15 protein-coding genes are annotated in these 16,196 nt (G+C 69.6%); 7 read left to right on the plus strand and 8 right to left on the minus strand.

From position 1 onward, the window contains the following. Window positions 1–26: 26 nt before the first annotated feature. Complete coding sequence (locus AX744_RS06305; protein ID WP_197429164.1) at window positions 27–1,454, minus strand: hypothetical protein; 1,428 nt, start codon at window positions 1,452–1,454, stop codon at window positions 27–29. Window positions 1,455–1,669: 215 nt separating this feature from the next. Between AX744_RS06305 and AX744_RS06310 the strand changes: the two genes are divergently transcribed. Further along, window positions 1,670–2,143 carry an acyl-CoA thioesterase gene (locus AX744_RS06310; protein ID WP_061015881.1) on the plus strand — a complete coding sequence of 158 codons (474 nt, stop codon included), beginning with the start codon at window positions 1,670–1,672 and terminating at the stop codon, window positions 2,141–2,143. Window positions 2,144–2,197: 54 nt separating this feature from the next. Here AX744_RS06310 and AX744_RS06315 read toward each other — a convergent pair whose 3' ends face one another. After that, window positions 2,198–3,448, minus strand: coding sequence for a trans-sulfuration enzyme family protein (locus AX744_RS06315; RefSeq protein WP_061015883.1), 1,251 nt, complete (start codon window positions 3,446–3,448; stop codon window positions 2,198–2,200). Between the two features lie 112 nt (window positions 3,449–3,560). On the opposite strand from AX744_RS06315, the gene AX744_RS06320 reads away from it, so the two are divergent. Both AX744_RS06320 and AX744_RS06325 read left to right on the plus strand, forming a co-directional pair. Next, window positions 3,561–4,028: an Lrp/AsnC family transcriptional regulator gene (locus AX744_RS06320; RefSeq protein WP_052748772.1), complete on the plus strand. Its 468-nt coding sequence runs from the start codon at window positions 3,561–3,563 to the stop codon at window positions 4,026–4,028. An 83-nt stretch (window positions 4,029–4,111) separates the two neighbouring features. Then, window positions 4,112–5,821, plus strand: coding sequence for an AMP-binding protein (locus tag AX744_RS06325; protein WP_061015885.1), 1,710 nt, complete (start codon window positions 4,112–4,114; stop codon window positions 5,819–5,821). A 4-nt stretch (window positions 5,822–5,825) separates the two neighbouring features. Here AX744_RS06325 and AX744_RS06330 read toward each other — a convergent pair whose 3' ends face one another. Further along, on the minus strand, window positions 5,826–6,248 hold the full coding sequence (locus AX744_RS06330; RefSeq protein WP_127012806.1) for a hypothetical protein: 423 nt from the start codon (window positions 6,246–6,248) through the stop codon (window positions 5,826–5,828). A 134-nt stretch (window positions 6,249–6,382) separates the two neighbouring features. Continuing rightward, a complete protein-coding gene (locus tag AX744_RS06335; RefSeq protein ID WP_061015887.1) occupies window positions 6,383–7,855 on the minus strand; it encodes an MATE family efflux transporter in 1,473 nt (490 codons plus the stop codon). 155 nt (window positions 7,856–8,010) lie between these two features. Between AX744_RS06335 and cycA the strand changes: the two genes are divergently transcribed. After that, window positions 8,011–9,480, plus strand: a complete 1,470-nt coding sequence (gene cycA / locus AX744_RS06340) for a D-serine/D-alanine/glycine transporter (RefSeq protein ID WP_061015889.1) — start codon at window positions 8,011–8,013, stop codon at window positions 9,478–9,480. 17 nt (window positions 9,481–9,497) lie between these two features. Here cycA and AX744_RS06345 read toward each other — a convergent pair whose 3' ends face one another. From AX744_RS06345 to AX744_RS06360, 4 genes are all read right to left on the minus strand, one after another. Further along, window positions 9,498–9,902 carry a DUF2871 domain-containing protein gene (locus AX744_RS06345; RefSeq protein WP_061015890.1) on the minus strand — a complete coding sequence of 135 codons (405 nt, stop codon included), beginning with the start codon at window positions 9,900–9,902 and terminating at the stop codon, window positions 9,498–9,500. A 108-nt stretch (window positions 9,903–10,010) separates the two neighbouring features. Beyond that, window positions 10,011–10,634 (minus strand): response regulator, encoded by a 624-nt coding sequence (locus tag AX744_RS06350; protein WP_061015891.1) that lies wholly within the window; start codon window positions 10,632–10,634, stop codon window positions 10,011–10,013. Beyond that, window positions 10,631–11,962: a sensor histidine kinase gene (locus AX744_RS06355; RefSeq protein WP_082738428.1), complete on the minus strand. Its 1,332-nt coding sequence runs from the start codon at window positions 11,960–11,962 to the stop codon at window positions 10,631–10,633. The genes AX744_RS06350 and AX744_RS06355 overlap by 4 nt, the downstream gene beginning before the upstream one ends. Next, the gene (locus AX744_RS06360) at window positions 11,928–14,051 is read right to left on the minus strand and encodes an MMPL family transporter (protein WP_061015892.1); all 2,124 of its coding nucleotides are present in this window, start codon (window positions 14,049–14,051) and stop codon (window positions 11,928–11,930) included. Before AX744_RS06360 ends, AX744_RS06355 begins: the two co-directional genes overlap by 35 nt. A gap of 203 nt (window positions 14,052–14,254) precedes the next feature. Here AX744_RS06360 and AX744_RS06365 point away from each other — a divergent pair, with 203 nt between their 5' ends. The 3 genes from AX744_RS06365 to AX744_RS06375 all read left to right on the plus strand — a co-directional run. Continuing rightward, window positions 14,255–15,241 carry an aldo/keto reductase gene (locus tag AX744_RS06365; RefSeq protein ID WP_061015895.1) on the plus strand — a complete coding sequence of 329 codons (987 nt, stop codon included), beginning with the start codon at window positions 14,255–14,257 and terminating at the stop codon, window positions 15,239–15,241. A gap of 30 nt (window positions 15,242–15,271) precedes the next feature. After that, window positions 15,272–15,925 (plus strand): IMPACT family protein, encoded by a 654-nt coding sequence (locus AX744_RS06370; RefSeq protein WP_061015897.1) that lies wholly within the window; start codon window positions 15,272–15,274, stop codon window positions 15,923–15,925. Window positions 15,926–15,995: 70 nt separating this feature from the next. Then, a partial coding sequence (locus AX744_RS06375; protein ID WP_157543531.1) for a DnaJ domain-containing protein occupies window positions 15,996–16,196 on the plus strand: 201 nt, incomplete at its 3' end.

Raw genomic sequence — 16,196 nt, forward strand, 5'->3', positions numbered from 1 at the left:
GGGTGGGGCCGGGCGGGGTCGGGGAGTCAGACCGCCAGGGCCAGCGCGCGTCGATGGGAGACGCGGTGACCGACCCAGAAGCCGATCGCGATCAGCCCGGCGAGGGCGATGCCGAGGCCCCACGGCGTCATGGACGGGGCAGCCCCGGCCGTCGCGGTGGCGAGCGTGCCGGACCCGTCCGCGATCAGGCCGTTGCCCGCGGCGAGGTCGGCAGCACCGGCCTCGAGCTTGTCGCCGCCGGCCGCGAGCTCGCCCGAGCCGTCCGCGACGGTGGTGGCGCCAGCGGAGAGCTTCTCGATCCCGACGTTCAGGTCGCCCGCACCGGTCTGCAGCGTCCCGACGCCGGTGGCGAGCGTGTTCGCGCCGTCGTTCAGGCGAGTCGCGCCTGCGCTGAGGTTCGCCGTTCCCGAGTAGAGGGCGGATGCCCCGGTCGAGAGGGTCTGCAGGCCCGCGGCGAGCCTCGATGCGCCTGCCGAGAGCTGCGTCGTGCCGGAGTGCAGAGCCTGGGCGCCGGCGACCAGAGCGGGCACCCCCTGGGGAGCGACGAGTGCTGCGGTGCCTGGCCACTGGCGGGCGGCGTCACCGCTGATGAGCGCATTCACGCCACCCGTCACCTGAGCCGATCCGGCAGCGGCCGCGACGAGTCCCTGCGCGAGGTCGGAGCCCTTGGCCGCGACGGGAGCCATCGCATCGACCTCCTGGTCGACTCCGGCGGCGAGAGCGGCGAGAGCCTTCAGCTGCGGGTTCTCCGGGTCGGCGGCGAGCATCCCCGCGAGGGCGTCGGCGAGCTGCTGCGAGTGGCCGGGCGCCGTGGCCGCGACGCCCTGGAGAAGCGTCTTCGCACCCGGCTGCGCGAGAGCCACCACGTCGGCGTTCACCTTGGTTCCGAGGGTGTCGCTGAGCTGCGTCGCGCCGACGAGCACGCCGTTCGCATACGCGTGCGCGCCGTTCACACCGGCGGCGAGGGTGGACATCCCGGAAGAGAGGGTCTGCGCACCGGCATCCGCCTGCGCCATCTTCGTCGCGAGCTCCTGCGCTCCGGCGAGCGCCGTCTGCGCACCCCCGCTGACCTTGCCCGCACCGACCACGGCGGTCGACGCGCCGGCGGCGAGGCTGTTCGCCCCCTCGGCCAGGGTCGTCGCGCCGGTCGCTGCGGTCGTGGCACCGTCGCTCAGCTTCTGCGATCCTTCCTGCGCGCTGGCGGCTCCCGCTGCGAGCTCCTGGGTGCCCTCGGCCAGGCGTGATGCGCCCGTGGAGAGGTCTGCAGCGCCGGCTGCCAGATCGGCCGAACCATCCTTGGCCGATGTCGTGCCGTCGGCGAGTTCGGAGGCACCGGCGGCGATCTTGCCGGTGGTCACCAAGAACAGGACCACCATGGCGGCCAGCAGCAGGCTGAGCACGATGACGGCGATGCGCATGCCGATTCCGTGCGAATGGGGCGTGGTACTCGTCATCGAGGACTCCCGGGGGTCAGTGGCGTCGTTGCCACCGGTGACTGTATGGCTGCGCCGAGGCGCGAGTGACGGATTTGCCGCTCGAAACCAAGTTCCAGCGCTCATGACACTGAGTTTCTTGTGAGGTATGCACAAAGGGACGTGGCCGACGGCCGTGTCCTCCGCGAAAACGGGCCGTAACATCTCCGACTCACGCGCCGCCTAGCCTCGTGCGCATGGCGAAGAAGAAGGCACCGGCGTGGCAGTGGTCGGAGGACGGACTCAACTTCCGCACCCGCAAATGGGTGCGCCCCGAGGACCTGAACGCGAACGGCTCCCTGTTCGGCGGGAGTCTGTTGAAGTGGATAGACGAGGAAGCGGCGATCTACGCGATCGTGCAGCTGGGCAACTATCGCGCCGTCACCAAGCACATCTCGGAGATCAACTTCGAGGCCTCGGCCGTGCAGGGCGACCTGATCGAGATCGGCCTGCAGGCGACGCATTTCGGCACCACGTCGCTGACCATGCGCGCGGTGGCGAGGAACATGATCACGCGCAAGCGCATCCTCACGATCGACAAGATCGTGTTCGTGAGCCTCGACGACGACGGAGTGCCGACCCCGCACGGGTACGACGAGATCACCTACGACCGCGACCGGATGCCGACGGAGCACCTCGCGACCGGGACGATCCGCCTCCCCTCGCCGTGAGTCACGGCCGATGCGGCGCCGAGCCGACGGGTTCGCGGGCGCTGAGTCACCCCCTCAGGCGCGCACTGCCCCCCGGTGTGCGTCGCGCGAGGAGGTGACCCGGTCGGTGAGCGGCGCTTCATCATCGAAGGCCGGTACGGCCGCAAAGGCCTGGGCGAGATCGGAGATCAGGTCGTCGACGTCCTCCAACCCGATCGACAACCGCAGCACGTCGGCTGCCGGACGGGCCTCGGGCGGCACCGGCCGATGGGTGAGCGCCGCCGGATGCTGGATCAGCGAATCCACACCGCCGAGCGAGACCGCGTGCGTGAACAATGCGGTCGCCGTCGTGACGGCGGAGGCCGCGGCGAACCCGCCGCGCATGCGCATCGCGATCATCGCGCCGGTGCCACGCATCTGCCGCTGCAGGATGCCGCGCGGGTCGCCGTCGAGTCCCGGATAGAACACCTCCGCCACCTCGGGCCGGTCGCTCAGCCACTGCACGATCCGACGCGCGCTCTCCTGCTGGTGCCGCACCCGCACCGGCAGCGTGGTGAGACCCCGGTGCAGCAGATAGGCCCCGAGCGGATGCAGCAGCCCGCCGGTCACGGCCCGCACGCGGCGCAGCGCCTCCGCGGTCTCCTCGCTGCAGGCGACCACGCCGGCGATCACATCGCCGTGGCCGCCGAGGTACTTCGTGGCGCTGTGCAGTGACATCGCGGCCCCCAGATCGATGGGGTTCTGCAGCACAGGGGTCGCGAACGTGTTGTCGACCACGACCGGGACCGCGCCCGCCTGCCGCACCACGTCGGCGATGTCGGCGATGTCGAGGGTGGGGTTCGCCGGCGTCTCCACCACGACCAGGCCGGTGTCGGGGCGCATGGTCGCCGCCACTTCGTCGGGGTGGCAATAGGTGGCCTCGACACCGAGCAGCCCGGAGCCGAGCAGATGGTCGGTGCCGCCGTAGAGCGGACGCACCGCGACGACGTGCCGCGCGCCGGTGGCTCCGGTGTGAGCGAGGATCACCGCCGTCATCGCGGCCATGCCAGAGGCGAAGGCCACGGAGGCGTCGGCGCGCTCGAGCTCGGCGAGCGCCTCTTCGAACCGAGCCACCGTCGGGTTCCACAGCCGCGCGTAGACCATGCTGCCGTCGGCCGGGGGACGACCGCCCGTCGCCATGGCCTCGTACGAGTCGCCACCGCGCTCGATGTCGGGCAGCGGATTGGTCGTCGACAGGTCGATCGGCAGCGCATGCACCCCGAGACCCTCCAGATCGGAGCGCCCGCTGTGGACGGCGACGGTATCGGGATGCAGCGGTGCAGTCATGACTCCACGTTGCCGGAATCACGGCAGAAGCGCAGGAATTCGACAGAGCACGCCGAATCGAGGAACCGGAACGCTATTGTGTGCAATGTCCCGCAGGCGAGGAGGCCTCACGTTGGCGAAAGCACAACTCGACGAGATCGACCTCGAGCTGCTCGCGGTGCTGACCCGCGACGCCGAGACCACCAACAAGGCGCTCGCGCATCGGCTCGGTCTCGCCGAATCCACGTGCGCGCATCGGGTGCGGGCACTGCGCGAGCGCGGTGTGATCCGCGACACCCGTATCCGCGTCGACGGGGCGGCTCTCGGCTTCCCCCTGCAGGCGATCATCAAGGTGCGCCTCGCCAACCACACCGGAGCCAAGGTCACAGCGCTCTTCGACGCGCTCGCCGGCATCCCTCGTGTCCTGCAGGTGTTCCACGTCGCCGGTGTCGACGACTTCCTGGTGCACGTCGCCGTGCAGGACGCGACGGCACTGCGCGACATCGTGCTCGAGCACATCACGATCCACCCCGTCGTCCGCGGCACCGAGACCCAGCTCGTCTTCGAGCTCCGCGACGGACCGGGGGTCCTCTCCCCCTGACCGCTCTCCTTGGCTGACCGTTCTCCTGGCACCGACCCATGGGCCAGGATGGAGTGCACGCCAGCAAGGAGCAAGGGAGCACCATGAGCCGCAGCGCCACCGCCGCCACGCACACCATCCGGGAGATGCGGGACTTCCTCTTCACGAACGCGACCGACTACGCCGCGGCGCGAGAGGGATTCGTCTGGCCCGAGGTCGACGAGTTCAACTTCGCGCTCGAGTGGTTCGACGTCATCGCCGGCGAGAAGCCCGACCGACCGGCCGTGCAGATCGTGGAGGCCGATCTGAGCCTGCACTCCTGGACTTACGGAGAGCTCTCGACGCGCTCCGACCAGGTGGCCGCCTGGCTCACCCGCATCGGTATCCGCCGCGGCGACCACGTGATCGTCATGCTGAACAACACGATCGAGCTGTGGGAGGTGATGCTGGCGATCACGAAGGTCGGAGCCGTCTCGATCCCGACATCCACGCTCCTGTCCGCGGCGGATCTCGCCTACCGCGTCGATCACGGGCGCGCACGAGCTGTCGTCACGCTCGGAACGCTCGCCGACCGCCTCACCGGCATCGACCCCGGCATCCTGCGCATCGGCGTGGGCGCTGACCTGCCGTCCGGATGGGCGCCCTTCGACGACGCCGCAGCGGCGCCCACGAGCTTCGAACCCGACGGCCCCACCCCGTCATCCGACACGGCACTGCTCTACTTCACCTCCGGCACCACCAACCGGCCCAAGCTCGTGCAGCACACGCACGCCTCGTACCCGATCGGACACCTGTCGACCATGTGGTGGCTCGGCGTGCGCCCCGACGACGTGCACCTGAACATCTCGTCGCCGGGGTGGGCCAAGCATGCCTGGTCGAGCTTCTACTCGCCGTTCCTCGCCGAGGCGACCGTCTTCGTCTACAACTACGCCCGCTTCGACGCGAACACCCTCATGCAGGTGATGGACACCCATCACGTGTCGACCTTCTGCGCGCCGCCGACGGTGTGGCGCATGCTGATCCAGGCCGACCTCGCCCGCCTGACGCACCCGCCACGCGAGCTCGTGGGCGCGGGAGAACCCCTGAACCCCGAAGTCATCGACAGGGTGCGGGAAGCCTGGGGCGGAACGATCCGCGACGGTTTCGGACAGACCGAGATGACGGCCTGCATCGGGAACTCTCCCGGGCAGACCGTCAAGGTCGGGTCCATGGGACGACCTCTGCCCGGGTACCCGGTCGTGCTGCTGGACCCCGTCACAAGAGAGGTCGTCGACGGAGAGGGCGAGATCGCGCTCGACCTGGCGCACCCGCCGCTCGGGCTCATGGCCGGGTACTACGACGACCCTGAGAAGACCGCGGAGTCCCGGGCGGGCGGCTACCACCACACCGGCGACATCGCCGTGCGCGACGACGAGGGGTACCTCACCTACGTGGGTCGCTCCGACGACGTGTTCAAGGCCTCGGACTACAAGATCTCGCCCTTCGAGCTCGAGTCGGTGCTGCTCGAGCATGAGCTCGTGGTCGAGGCGGCCGTGATCCCGAGCCCCGATCCCACGCGCCTGGCCGTGCCGAAGGCCTACGTCTGCCTTACTCCGGACTCCACGAACACCGAGACCGAGGCGGCGCGTGCGATCTTCGCGTACGCGCACGAGCGCCTGTCATCGCATCTGTGGGTGCGGATCATCGAGTTCGTGCCCGAGCTGCCGAAGACGATCTCGGGCAAGATCCGCCGTGTGGAGCTGAGGGCGCGCGAAGCGGAGCGGGTGCAGTCGGGCGACGAGAGCGGACAGCACCGCGACCGCGACTACCGCTGAGCGCTCAGCGGACGATGGCGATCGAGGCCGTCGCCGGTCCGGTCTTGGTGAGCACCGGCTTCGACGTCGGAGCGGGGGGAGCCTTCGAGGCCGGGATCGCGGTCGGCAGTGCCTCCTCGACCGTGCGGTCGGTGCGCCCGACACCGCCCGCGTCGACGATGGCACGCACGATGCTCCCGACGATCAGCATCGCCACGAGCGATCCGCCCGCCAGGATCAGCGGCGTCCAGTCGCGCGCGAACGACGCCGCGAAGCTCATCAGCGCTCCCACGATCCACAGTCCCACCGCGCCCCCGGCGAGCCCACCGGCTCCCCGGACGATGGCGACCGCCGCGACGATCGCGAAGATGGCGGCGAGCGCCGCACCCACGTAACCGATCGGCACCATCACCGCAGCCAGATCGCTGGCCACTCTCAATGTCGTCATGACGACCCCCCGTCAGTGGTTACTCCACTCATTCGACATTAGAAGTGTCTCCCGGGGAGGGCATCCGTCTCAAGTGCGATCCGCATCATCCTGGAGAGGGATATCCGTGCACTGCGGACAAAGCGACGAGATCGTCAGCGACGGCGCGGCCAGCGCAGGCGGCGCGCGCGGAGGACGCGGACGGGCTGGGTGACCACGGCGTCCACGACCATCGACCCGTCGGTCGGCCCGACGATCGCGATGGCCGAGGTCTCGGTGGCCTCCGCCGGGTCGATGGGCAGCCGACCGAGGGCGCGGTGCGCGCGGACGTACGCGGGGACGAGCAGGACGATAGCGCCGAGCCAGGCGAGCGGGTTGCTGAGGGCGACTCCGTCGAATCCGATCCACGCGCCCAGCACGATGGCCGCTCCCACGCGCATCACGAGCTCGATCACGCCGGTGACCGTGGGGACGAGCGTGTGACCGAGTCCCTGCAGGGCTCCCCGCAGGACGAACAGCATGCCCAGCGCCCAGTACCCGCATCCGTTGATGATGAGCATCCGATGCGCCTCGTCGACGACGTCGTCCGACCCCTCGCCGATGAACAGACGGACCATCGGCGCACCGAAGGCGATGAGCAGTCCACCGAGCACCAAGCCGGCGACGACGGCCATCCAGGTCGCCTCGACCACACCGCGACGGATGCGGTCGGGACGCCGACCCCCGTGGTTCTGCGCGGCGTACATCGAGACAGCGAGTCCGAGCGATGACAGCAGGGCCACCGCGAGACTGTCGACGCGGGATCCGGTCGTGTAGGCCGCGACCGCATCCGCCCCCAGGGTGTTGAGCGCGACCTGTACGGTCAGCGTGCCGATCGCGATGATCGACGCCTGGAATCCCATGGGCAGACCGAGGCGCAGGTGCTCAGCGACGTCACCGCTGGTGATCCGCCAGTCCGCACGGCGCAGGTGGAGCATGGGCAGCCGACGACGCACGAACTCGAGGCACAGGGCGACCGAGACCGCCTGGGCGACCACGGTCGCGAGCGCGGCTCCGCCCACACCCCACTCCAGCGGCCCGACCATCAGGACGACGAGCCCGACGTTCAGGGCGCACGACACGGTGAGGAACACCAGCGGGGTCTTGGAATCTCCGATCGCACGGATGATCGCGGAGAGGTAGTTGAAGAACATCGTCGCGCTCGCGCCGAGGAAGCTGATCTGGGTGAAGATCGTGGCCTCGGCCATCAACTCGGGCGGCGTCTGCAGCAGCGCGAGGATCGGACCGGCGAGGAGGGGCGCTCCGATCGTCAGGATCACACTCGTGATGACGCTCAGCAGAACACCGGTCGCGACCGAACGGCGCACGGCCGCGTCATCCCTCGCGCCGAAGGCCTGGGCGATCGGGATCGCGAAACCGCTCGTCAGTCCCCAGGCGAACCCGAGCAGCAGGAACAGCAGGCTGCCGGTCGCGCCGACCGCCGCGAGGGAGGTGACGCCGAGGTGCCGACCGACGACGATGGCATCGGCGAACTGGTACAGCTGCTGCACCACGTTCCCGAGCAGAAGGGGGATGGAGAAGGCAAGGATGACGCGCCACGGGCGGCCCGTGGTGAGAGAGGTGGCCATGAAGGAGCGGCTCGCAGAACTGGGGGGTTGATCGGGGGTGCGACAAGCCTATCGAATCGATTCGGCGCGACGGAATACCGGATCTCGATTCCGAGCATCGCGCGGTCGACGGGTACCTTCGGATCGACGCAGTCGACGACGACCGGAGGAAGAAAGTGACCGAGCAGTACACGGGGGAAACCGGACGCGAGCGCGATGTCGCCGCGGACGGAGAGGAACAGCACCTGCGGCGCGCACTGAGCAACCGCCACATCCAACTGCTCGCGATCGGCGGCGCCATCGGCACCGGACTGTTCATGGGCAGCGGCAAGACCATCTCGGTCGCGGGCCCATCCGTGATCTTCGTCTACATGATCATCGGCTTCATGCTCTTCTTCGTCATGCGGGCGATGGGCGAACTGCTGCTGTCGAACCTGAAGTACAAGTCGTTCAGCGACTTCGCGAGCGATCTGCTCGGCCCGTGGGCGGGGTTCTTCACCGGCTGGACCTACTGGTTCTGCTGGGTGGTCACCGGAGTCGCCGACGTGATCGCGATCGCCGGTTACACGGACGCACTCATCCCCGGAATCCCGCTGTGGATCCCCGGCATCCTCGTGATCGTGATCCTGCTCGCCCTGAACCTGCCCACCGTCGCCGCGTTCGGCGAGATGGAGTTCTGGTTCGCGCTGATCAAGATCGTCGCGATCGTCGCGCTCATCGTCACCGGACTCGTGATGATCTTCACCGGGTTCCAGCACGACGCCGGCACCGCGAGCTTCTCGAACCTGTGGGACAAGGGCGGCATGTTCCCGCACGGATTCATGGGCTTCGTCGCCGGGTTCCAGATCGCCGTTTTCGCCTTCGTCGGCATCGAGCTCGTGGGAACCGCCGCGGCCGAGACCAAGGACCCGAAGCGCAACCTCCCCAAGGCGATCAACGCGATCCCGATCCGCGTGCTGCTGTTCTACGTGGGCGCGCTCATCGTGCTGATGGCGGTCACCCCGTGGACCGAGTACGTGGCAGGCGAGAGCCCCTTCATCGCGATGTTCGCCCTCGCGGGTCTGGGCATCGCCGCGACCGTCGTGAACCTCGTGGTGCTGACCTCGGCCATGTCGAGCGCCAACTCCGGCATCTACTCGACCTCGCGCATGGTGTTCGGACTCGCACAGGACGGCGACGCCCCGCGCATGTTCGCCCGCCTCTCCCGCCGCCGCGTGCCGCAGAACGCGCTGTTCCTGTCGTGCATCCTGCTGCTCTCCGGTGTGGTGCTGCTGTATGCGGGCAAGGACATCGGCACGGCCTTCGACATGGTGACCACGGTCTCGGCGCTGTGCTTCATGTTCGTGTGGACGATCTTCCTGTGCAGCTACCTCGTGTACCGGCGCACGCGCAAGGACAAGGTCGCCGCATCGACGTTCCGGCTGCCCGGCGGCGTGTCCATGGTCTACGTCGTGCTGGCGTTCTTCGTGTTCATCCTGTGGGCGCTCACGACCCAGCCCGATACGTTGACCGCGCTGCTCGTGACACCGATCTGGTTCGTGGTGCTGTTCGTGGCGTGGCTGTTCGTGCGCCGCTCACCGAACCACCTGGCGCGGCATGCGGCACACATCGCCCACCTGCGCGACGATTCGGTGGAGGCGGACTGACGGTTCCCCGTTTCGAATCAGGCGACGGCCGGCTTCGGGACGAACAGGCGCTTGCGGAGGGCGAGGAACAGCAAGATCATGCCGGCGCTGAGGAGGATGTGGCCGAGGCCTGCGATGCCGGCGATCATGCCGCTCGACTCCTGGCCGAGCACCGTGAGGCTGCCGTGCCAGATCATCATGGCCGTCGTGAGCACGAGGCCCGCGTTGTACAGCCAGAAGAACCAGCCGAACAGGCGGCTCTCGGACAGCGTGAACGCTTTCTCGAGGAGCAGGACGATCAGCAGGACGACGAAGCCGAGCACGAGCAGGTGCGTGTGCACCAGGCCGAGCTGCGTCGACTCGCCCTCGGGGAAGTCGTTGATCTTGGTGAACTCTTTCGGTCTGATCCCAGCCTCGCCGGGGTGACCGTTCCGGGGATCCATCGAACGGTTGAGAACGGGCCCGTCGAGGGCGCAGCCGTTCGAAAGACCCAGCCGCTCAGAGGACCCAGCCGTTCAGAGCAGACAGATGGCTCAGAGCAGACAGACGGTTCAGAGCAGACCGGTGTCGTGCGCGATGGCGATGGCACGTGCGCGACTGTCGGCACCGAGCTTCTCGAACACGTGCACGAGGTGGGTCTTCACGGTGGCCTCCGTGACGAACAGGGTCTTCGCGATCTCGCGGTTGGACGCCCCCGTGTCGAGCAGACGCAGCACCTCGAGCTCCCGGTCGGTCAGGCGCACCCGCGGCGCACGCATCACCCGCACCACCCTTTCGCTGAGCTCGGGGGTGAGCACGAGCGCCCCCGACGCCGCCTGGCGGAGCGCGCGCGCGATGTCGTCCGGCGCCACATCCTTGAGGAGGTAGCCCGCGGCTCCCGCCTCGATGGCTCCCAGGATCTCGGCATCGCGGTCGAATGTCGTCAGGATCAGCACCGCGGGCGCCGGTTCCTGCGCGCGGAGGGCGGCGGTCGTCTGCACGCCGTCCATGCCCTCCCCGAGCCGCAGGTCGCACAGCACGACGTCCGGATGCAGGTGCCGCGCAAGGGCCACGGCCTCCTCACCGGATGCCGCTTCCCCCACCACCTCGACGTCATCGCGATGGTCGAACAGCGAGCGCACGCCGGCCCGCACGATGGGGTGGTCGTCGACGAGCAGCACGCGCACCGCGGTCATCCCTCCCCTCCGTTCCGTCGCCCCTGAGCGGCGCCGCCGAGGGGGATGTGCGCCGAGAGCGCGGTGCCGTCTCCCGGGGCGCTCTCCACGTCGAGCCCTCCGCCGAGTTCCCGCAGGCGCGCGCGCATCGAACGCAAACCGTAGCCACCACCCGTGCTGCCGACGCCACGCTGCGCGTCCCGCTGCCGGTCCCACTGCAGCGCGTCGAAACCGATCCCGTCATCGACGATGTCGAGCCGCACCGCGTCGCCTGCGTCCGCGAGGGTGACGACGACCCTGGTCGCGGATGCGTGGGAGCGGACGTTCGCGAGGGCCGACTGCGCCGTGCGCAACAGGGCGACCTCGGCGTCGATGCCGAGCGACGGCAGGTCGTCGTCGGCGTGCAGCGTCGCCTCGATCCCGGTCTCCTCGGCGAGGCGCTCGAGCATGCGGGCCAGGGCGTCGCCGAGCGCGGTGGATTCGAGCTCGGCCGGCATCAGGGCGTTCACGATGCGCCGCGCATCGGCCATCCCCTCCGCAGCGAGCGCACCGATCTGTTCGAGGGCACGGGTACGCTGCGCCGGGTCGTCCGCCTCCAGGGCGGACCGCGTGAGCATCCCGATGGACGACAGGCTCTGCGCCACGGTGTCGTGGATGTCGCGCGACACCCTGGTGCGCTCCTCGCTCGCCCCCGACTCGCGCTGGGTGCGAGCCAGCTCGTCCTGCAGCGCGGCCATCTCCTCCTGGGTGGCCACGAGCGAGGCGATCAGTCGGCGTCGCTCCCGTCCATCGCGGACGAGCTCGAGGTATCCGCGGGAGATCCCCAGAGCGAAGACTCCGCCGACGAGAGGCCCGATCACGTTCGCATAGGTCGTGGTGCCGGTGTGCAGCAGCGGAGCGGTCACCACGACGACGAGGACGGCCGCGCTGAGCAGCAGCGCCCAGCGCAGGCGCATCACGAACCCGGCGAGCAACCACAGGGGGAACGCGAGCCAGACGAACTCCGGCGACACCACGACCGCGCCGAGCCAGATGAGTGTGAGTCCGAGCAGCCACCACGTCGCCAGACGGCGGTCGGAGGTGCGCTCGCTGAGCAGCAACCCTCCTCCGTACCAGCCGAGGAAGACGAGCGAGAGGGCGAGCACCCACGGCAGCGGGACGCCGTCGGCCGCAGCGCGCCAGGCTCCGACCACGAGCAGCACCACGGTGATGACGGCCTGGCCGATCCGGATGGACCCCACCAGGCTCGCCCACGTGCGCGGAGCGCGGAAGCCTGCCGCGCGCTCCGGCCGCGACGACTCCGGCCGCGACGACTCAGCTCGCATCTCGGGTGCTGGCGACGGCGGCATGCTCGTATTCTCCCCCGTCCGGCCGTTCTCCGCCTCGATCCGCGCGGGATCTTCTCCGCCCTGCAGTTCCCGGCCACCACATCCGCTCGCCGACGATCGCGAAGATCGCCGGAACCACCAGTGTGCGCACCACGAAGGTGTCGACCAGCACTCCGATGCCGACGATGAGCCCGATCTGCCCGAGCGTGACCAGGGGCAGCAATCCGAGCGCGGCGAACACCGCGGCGAGCACGACGCCCGCACTGGTGATGACGCCACCCGTCGCCGTGAGTGCGCGCACCATCCCCTGACGGGTGCCGACGGTCCGTGCCTCCACGCGAGTCCTGTGGACGAGGAAGATCGTGTAGTCGATCCCCAGCGCCACGAGGAACAGGAACGAGAGCAGCGGCACCTGCAGGTCCAGCGCCTCCCATCCGAACAAGATTCGGCTCAGCCAGGTGCCCGCACCGATCGCGGCGACCGCGCTGAGGATGTTCACCGCGAGCAGCAACACGGGTGCCACCAGGGAGCGCAGGAGCACGATGAGCACGAGCAGACTGACCGCGAGCACGAGAGGAACGATCAGGAGCAGGTCGTGCTGGTTGCCCTCGCGGGCGTCGAGGTCGGCCGCCACCGGGCCACCGACCACGGCGTCACCGGGCACGGCGTGCGCGGCCTCTCGCACTGCCCCGACCAGGTCGAGGCTCTCGGGCGTTCCCGGCGCGGGTTGTCCCACGACGAGCAGCCGGACGAGCGCGCCGTCGGTGCTCTCCCCCGTCGTCGACACCCGGAGCACCCCGGGCACATCGCCGATCGCCGCGGTCAGCGCATCGGTGTCCGCCACATCGCCGATCACGATCATCGGCTGGGCCTCTCCCGCGGGGAAGTGCTCGCCGAGCGCTGTGAGACCCGCCGCCGACTCGGAAGCGACACGGAACTTCTCGACTTGCGTGAGCCCGACCGAGGCCCCCGCGAGACCACCCGCGAAGACGCCGAGCAACGCGAGCGCACCGACCAGGGGCACCCACGGGCGCAGGGAGACGCGCTGCGCCACCGCACCCCACACACGACCCGTCACGGCGGCGTCGCCCACCCGCGGCGCGAACGGCCAGAAGAGGCGCCGCCCGCATACGGCGAGCGCGGGTGGCAGCACCAGCAGCACGGCGGCGAGCGCGATCAGGAGTCCCACGGCCGACGCGATACCGAGCCCGCGTGTACCGGGGATCACCGCAAGGGTCAGGGTCGACAGAGCGAGGACCACGGTCACGTTCGAGGCGACGATCGCCGGTGCAGTGGCCCGCCATGCGCCCACGAGGGCACGGCGGTGGTCGGTCTCGCGCGCGAGCTCCTCGCGATAGCGCGAGATCAGCAGGAGGGCGTAGTTCGTGCCGGCGCCGAAGACGAGAACACTCACGATGCCGGAGTCGAACTGCAGTCCGAGACCCGCCCCGACCGCCGCCGTCGCCTTGTTCGCCAGCTGATCGGCGAGCGCGACCACCACCAGGGGGACCATCCACAGCACAGGCGAGCGGTACGTGACGATGAGCAGCAGCGCCACGATCCCGAGGGTCACCATCAACAGCGTGAAGTCGGCTCCGTCGAACGCCGAGGCGACGTCCACACCGAACGCCGGTCCGCCGGTGACCTCTACGCTCACCCCGTCGATCGGATGCTGCGTCACGGTGCCGCGCAGATCGCGCACGGCGTCCGCGGCGGCATCGTCGTCTTCCAGGGTCAGCGTCGCCTGGATCGCCGCGGCCTCTCCGTCGTCGCTGACGATCGGTCCGTGCGGCTCGCGCCCGGTCTCGGCTCGGACGTCCGCCGCGAGATCGGAGAGGGCGTCGAGGTCGGCATCGCCGAGCTGCGCACCGTCGTCTCTGGTCGCGACCAGGAGCACGGTGCCCTCGTCCGCATCTTCGAAGCCCGCGGCGAGCACGGCCGCCCGCGCGGATTCGGAGTCCGGCGGAGCCACATCGTTTCCCGCGGGGAGCGATGCCCGACCCAGCGCGCCGAGCAGAGCGGTGAACGCGACGAGCGCGACGAGCAGGGAGATCCACCCGCCGCGCCGCGAGGTGAGCCACAGGGGAAGGGAACGGAGGGTGCGGAGCATGCATCCAGTCCAGCCGCCGCCTCCGTCGCGGGGATCGGACAGGGGGCTGACACCCCTCTCCACCGTTCGATGGATCCGCCCACACCTGGAAGGGGGTTCCGGTCAGCGGGGTTCTGTCAGGGACTCCCTCGCGATCGTGCCCGCGCGTAACGTCGGGTCCAGCGCCGCCGATCCGTCTGCGCCCACGAGGAAAGGACCACCCCATGCACACGCGTACTCTCGGACAGGGCCTGCAGGTCTCGGCGGTCGGCCTCGGCTGCATGGGCATGTCGCAGAGCTACGGACCCAACCCGGGCAGCCGCGACGACATGATCGCCGTGCTGCGGTCGGCACTCGATCACGGCGTCGACTTCTTCGATACGGCCGAGGTGTACGGCCCGTACGTGAACGAAGAGCTGGTGGGCGAGGCGCTCGAACCCCTGCGGGATCGCGTCGTGCTCGCGACCAAGTTCGGGTGGGACATCGAGTCCGGCAAGAGTGTCGGATTGAACAGCCGTCCCGAGCAGATACGGCGGGTGGCCGAGGCCTCGCTGCGGAGTCTGCGCACCGATGTGATCGATCTGTTCTACCAGCACCGCGTCGACCCCGAGGTGCCGATCGAGGACGTGGCCGGGACCGTCGGCGAGCTGATCGCGGAAGGCAAGGTGCGCCACTTCGGGCTCTCCGAGGCGTCGGCGGACACCATCCGCCGCGCCCACGCCGTGCACCCCGTGACCGCACTGCAGAGCGAATACTCGCTGTGGACCCGTGACCCCGAGGCCGAGATCCTGCCGGTGCTCGCCGAACTGGGCATCGGTTTCGTACCCTTCAGCCCGCTCGGCAAGGGATTCCTGACCGGCACCGTCGACACCGCGGCCGACTTCGCCGCCGGGGACATCCGCGCCACGATCCCGCGGTTCACGGCCGAGAACCGGGCGGCGAACCAGGCGCTCGTGGCGCACGTGGCCGAGCTGGCCGCGGCGAAGGAGGCCACCCCCGGGCAGATCGCGCTGGCCTGGCTGCTCGCCCAGCAGCCGTGGATCGTGCCGATCCCCGGCACAAGGCGCACCGCGCGTATCGCGGAGAACGCCGGGAGCACGGCCGTCGCGCTCTCGGCCGACGAGGTCGCCGACCTCTCGACCCTCGCGACGCGCATCGGGGTGAGTGGCGACCGCTACAACCCGCAGCAGATGGCGTTCGTCGACCGTTGACCGACGTGCGGCCTCGGTATCGTGAAGCGGGTGACCTCGGCCCGCAGCTACCCCGCGACCATCGCGACCGCTGTCGAGCACGAGATCGTCATCCGCAAGTCGCGCTTCCTGACCCGCATCGAGCCCGTGGCTTCTGTCGAGCAGGCCGAGACCGTGATCGCCGGCATCCGCAAGCGGGCGTGGGACGCCAACCACAACTGCACCGCGATGGTGACCGGACTGCTCGGCGATCAGGCGCGGTCCTCTGATGACGGTGAGCCGTCGGGGACCGCGGGCATCCCGATGCTCGAAGTGCTGCGGCGGCGCGACCTGACCGATGTGGTCGCAGTGGTGACCCGCTACTTCGGCGGCGTGAAACTCGGCGCGGGCGGCCTGGTGCGTGCCTACTCCTCCGCCGTGTCCGAGGCGCTCGATCTGGCCTCGCTCGTGCGGCGAGCGGCCCTCCGACAGGTCACGCTCGAGGTGCCGCACGCCGAGGCGGGGCGCTACGACAATCTGCTGCGCGAATGGGCGACGCATCACGGCGCGACGCTCGGCGACCCCGCATACGCGGCGATGGCCACGCTCGAACTGTGGGCGCCCGAAGAAGAGCTCCCCCGCCTGGCCGATGACCTGGCCGCGGCATCCGCCGGCTCGATCACCCCGGTCCTCGGGGTGGAGCGCATCGTCGACGTGCCCGTCTGAGGCTTGTCGGATCGGCCAACCCACAAGGAGCGGCGGATATCCTGGATGCCGCGGCCGCGGAGGGAGAGCGATGTTCGACAGTCCGCTCTCGGCTTCGGCCTACGAGATCCTCGAAGTCGACCCCACCGTCGATGACGTCGAGTTGCGCCGTGCCTATCGTCTGAGGTTGCGCCAGACGCATCCGGACACCGGCGGCGACGCCGCGGTCTTCATCCAGGTGCAGCGCGCGTGGGAGCTGGTCGGCACCGTCGAGAGCCGCGCCGCCTACGAC

The organism is Microbacterium sp. CCH5-D1 (genome assembly GCF_001557335.1).
Taxonomy (GTDB): Bacteria; Actinomycetota; Actinomycetes; order Actinomycetales; family Microbacteriaceae; genus Microbacterium; species Microbacterium oxydans.

What these genes read in the sequence shown, in the direction of transcription:
- AX744_RS06305 (WP_197429164.1), bottom strand. Translation starts at nt 1,454, where the DNA reads ATGACGAGTACCACGCCCCATTCGCACGGAATCGGCATGCGCATCGCC.
- AX744_RS06360 (WP_061015892.1), bottom strand. Translation starts at nt 14,051, where the DNA reads ATGCTCCGCACCCTCCGTTCCCTTCCCCTGTGGCTCACCTCGCGGCGC.
- AX744_RS06310 (WP_061015881.1), top strand. Translation starts at nt 1,670, where the DNA reads ATGGCGAAGAAGAAGGCACCGGCGTGGCAGTGGTCGGAGGACGGACTC.
- AX744_RS06355 (WP_082738428.1), bottom strand. Translation starts at nt 11,962, where the DNA reads ATGCCGCCGTCGCCAGCACCCGAGATGCGAGCTGAGTCGTCGCGGCCG.
- AX744_RS06315 (WP_061015883.1), bottom strand. Translation starts at nt 3,448, where the DNA reads ATGACTGCACCGCTGCATCCCGATACCGTCGCCGTCCACAGCGGGCGC.
- AX744_RS06335 (WP_061015887.1), bottom strand. Translation starts at nt 7,855, where the DNA reads ATGGCCACCTCTCTCACCACGGGCCGCCCGTGGCGCGTCATCCTTGCC.
- AX744_RS06365 (WP_061015895.1), top strand. Translation starts at nt 14,255, where the DNA reads ATGCACACGCGTACTCTCGGACAGGGCCTGCAGGTCTCGGCGGTCGGC.
- AX744_RS06330 (WP_127012806.1), bottom strand. Translation starts at nt 6,248, where the DNA reads ATGACGACATTGAGAGTGGCCAGCGATCTGGCTGCGGTGATGGTGCCG.
- AX744_RS06325 (WP_061015885.1), top strand. Translation starts at nt 4,112, where the DNA reads ATGAGCCGCAGCGCCACCGCCGCCACGCACACCATCCGGGAGATGCGG.
- AX744_RS06345 (WP_061015890.1), bottom strand. Translation starts at nt 9,902, where the DNA reads ATGGATCCCCGGAACGGTCACCCCGGCGAGGCTGGGATCAGACCGAAA.
- AX744_RS06350 (WP_061015891.1), bottom strand. Translation starts at nt 10,634, where the DNA reads ATGACCGCGGTGCGCGTGCTGCTCGTCGACGACCACCCCATCGTGCGG.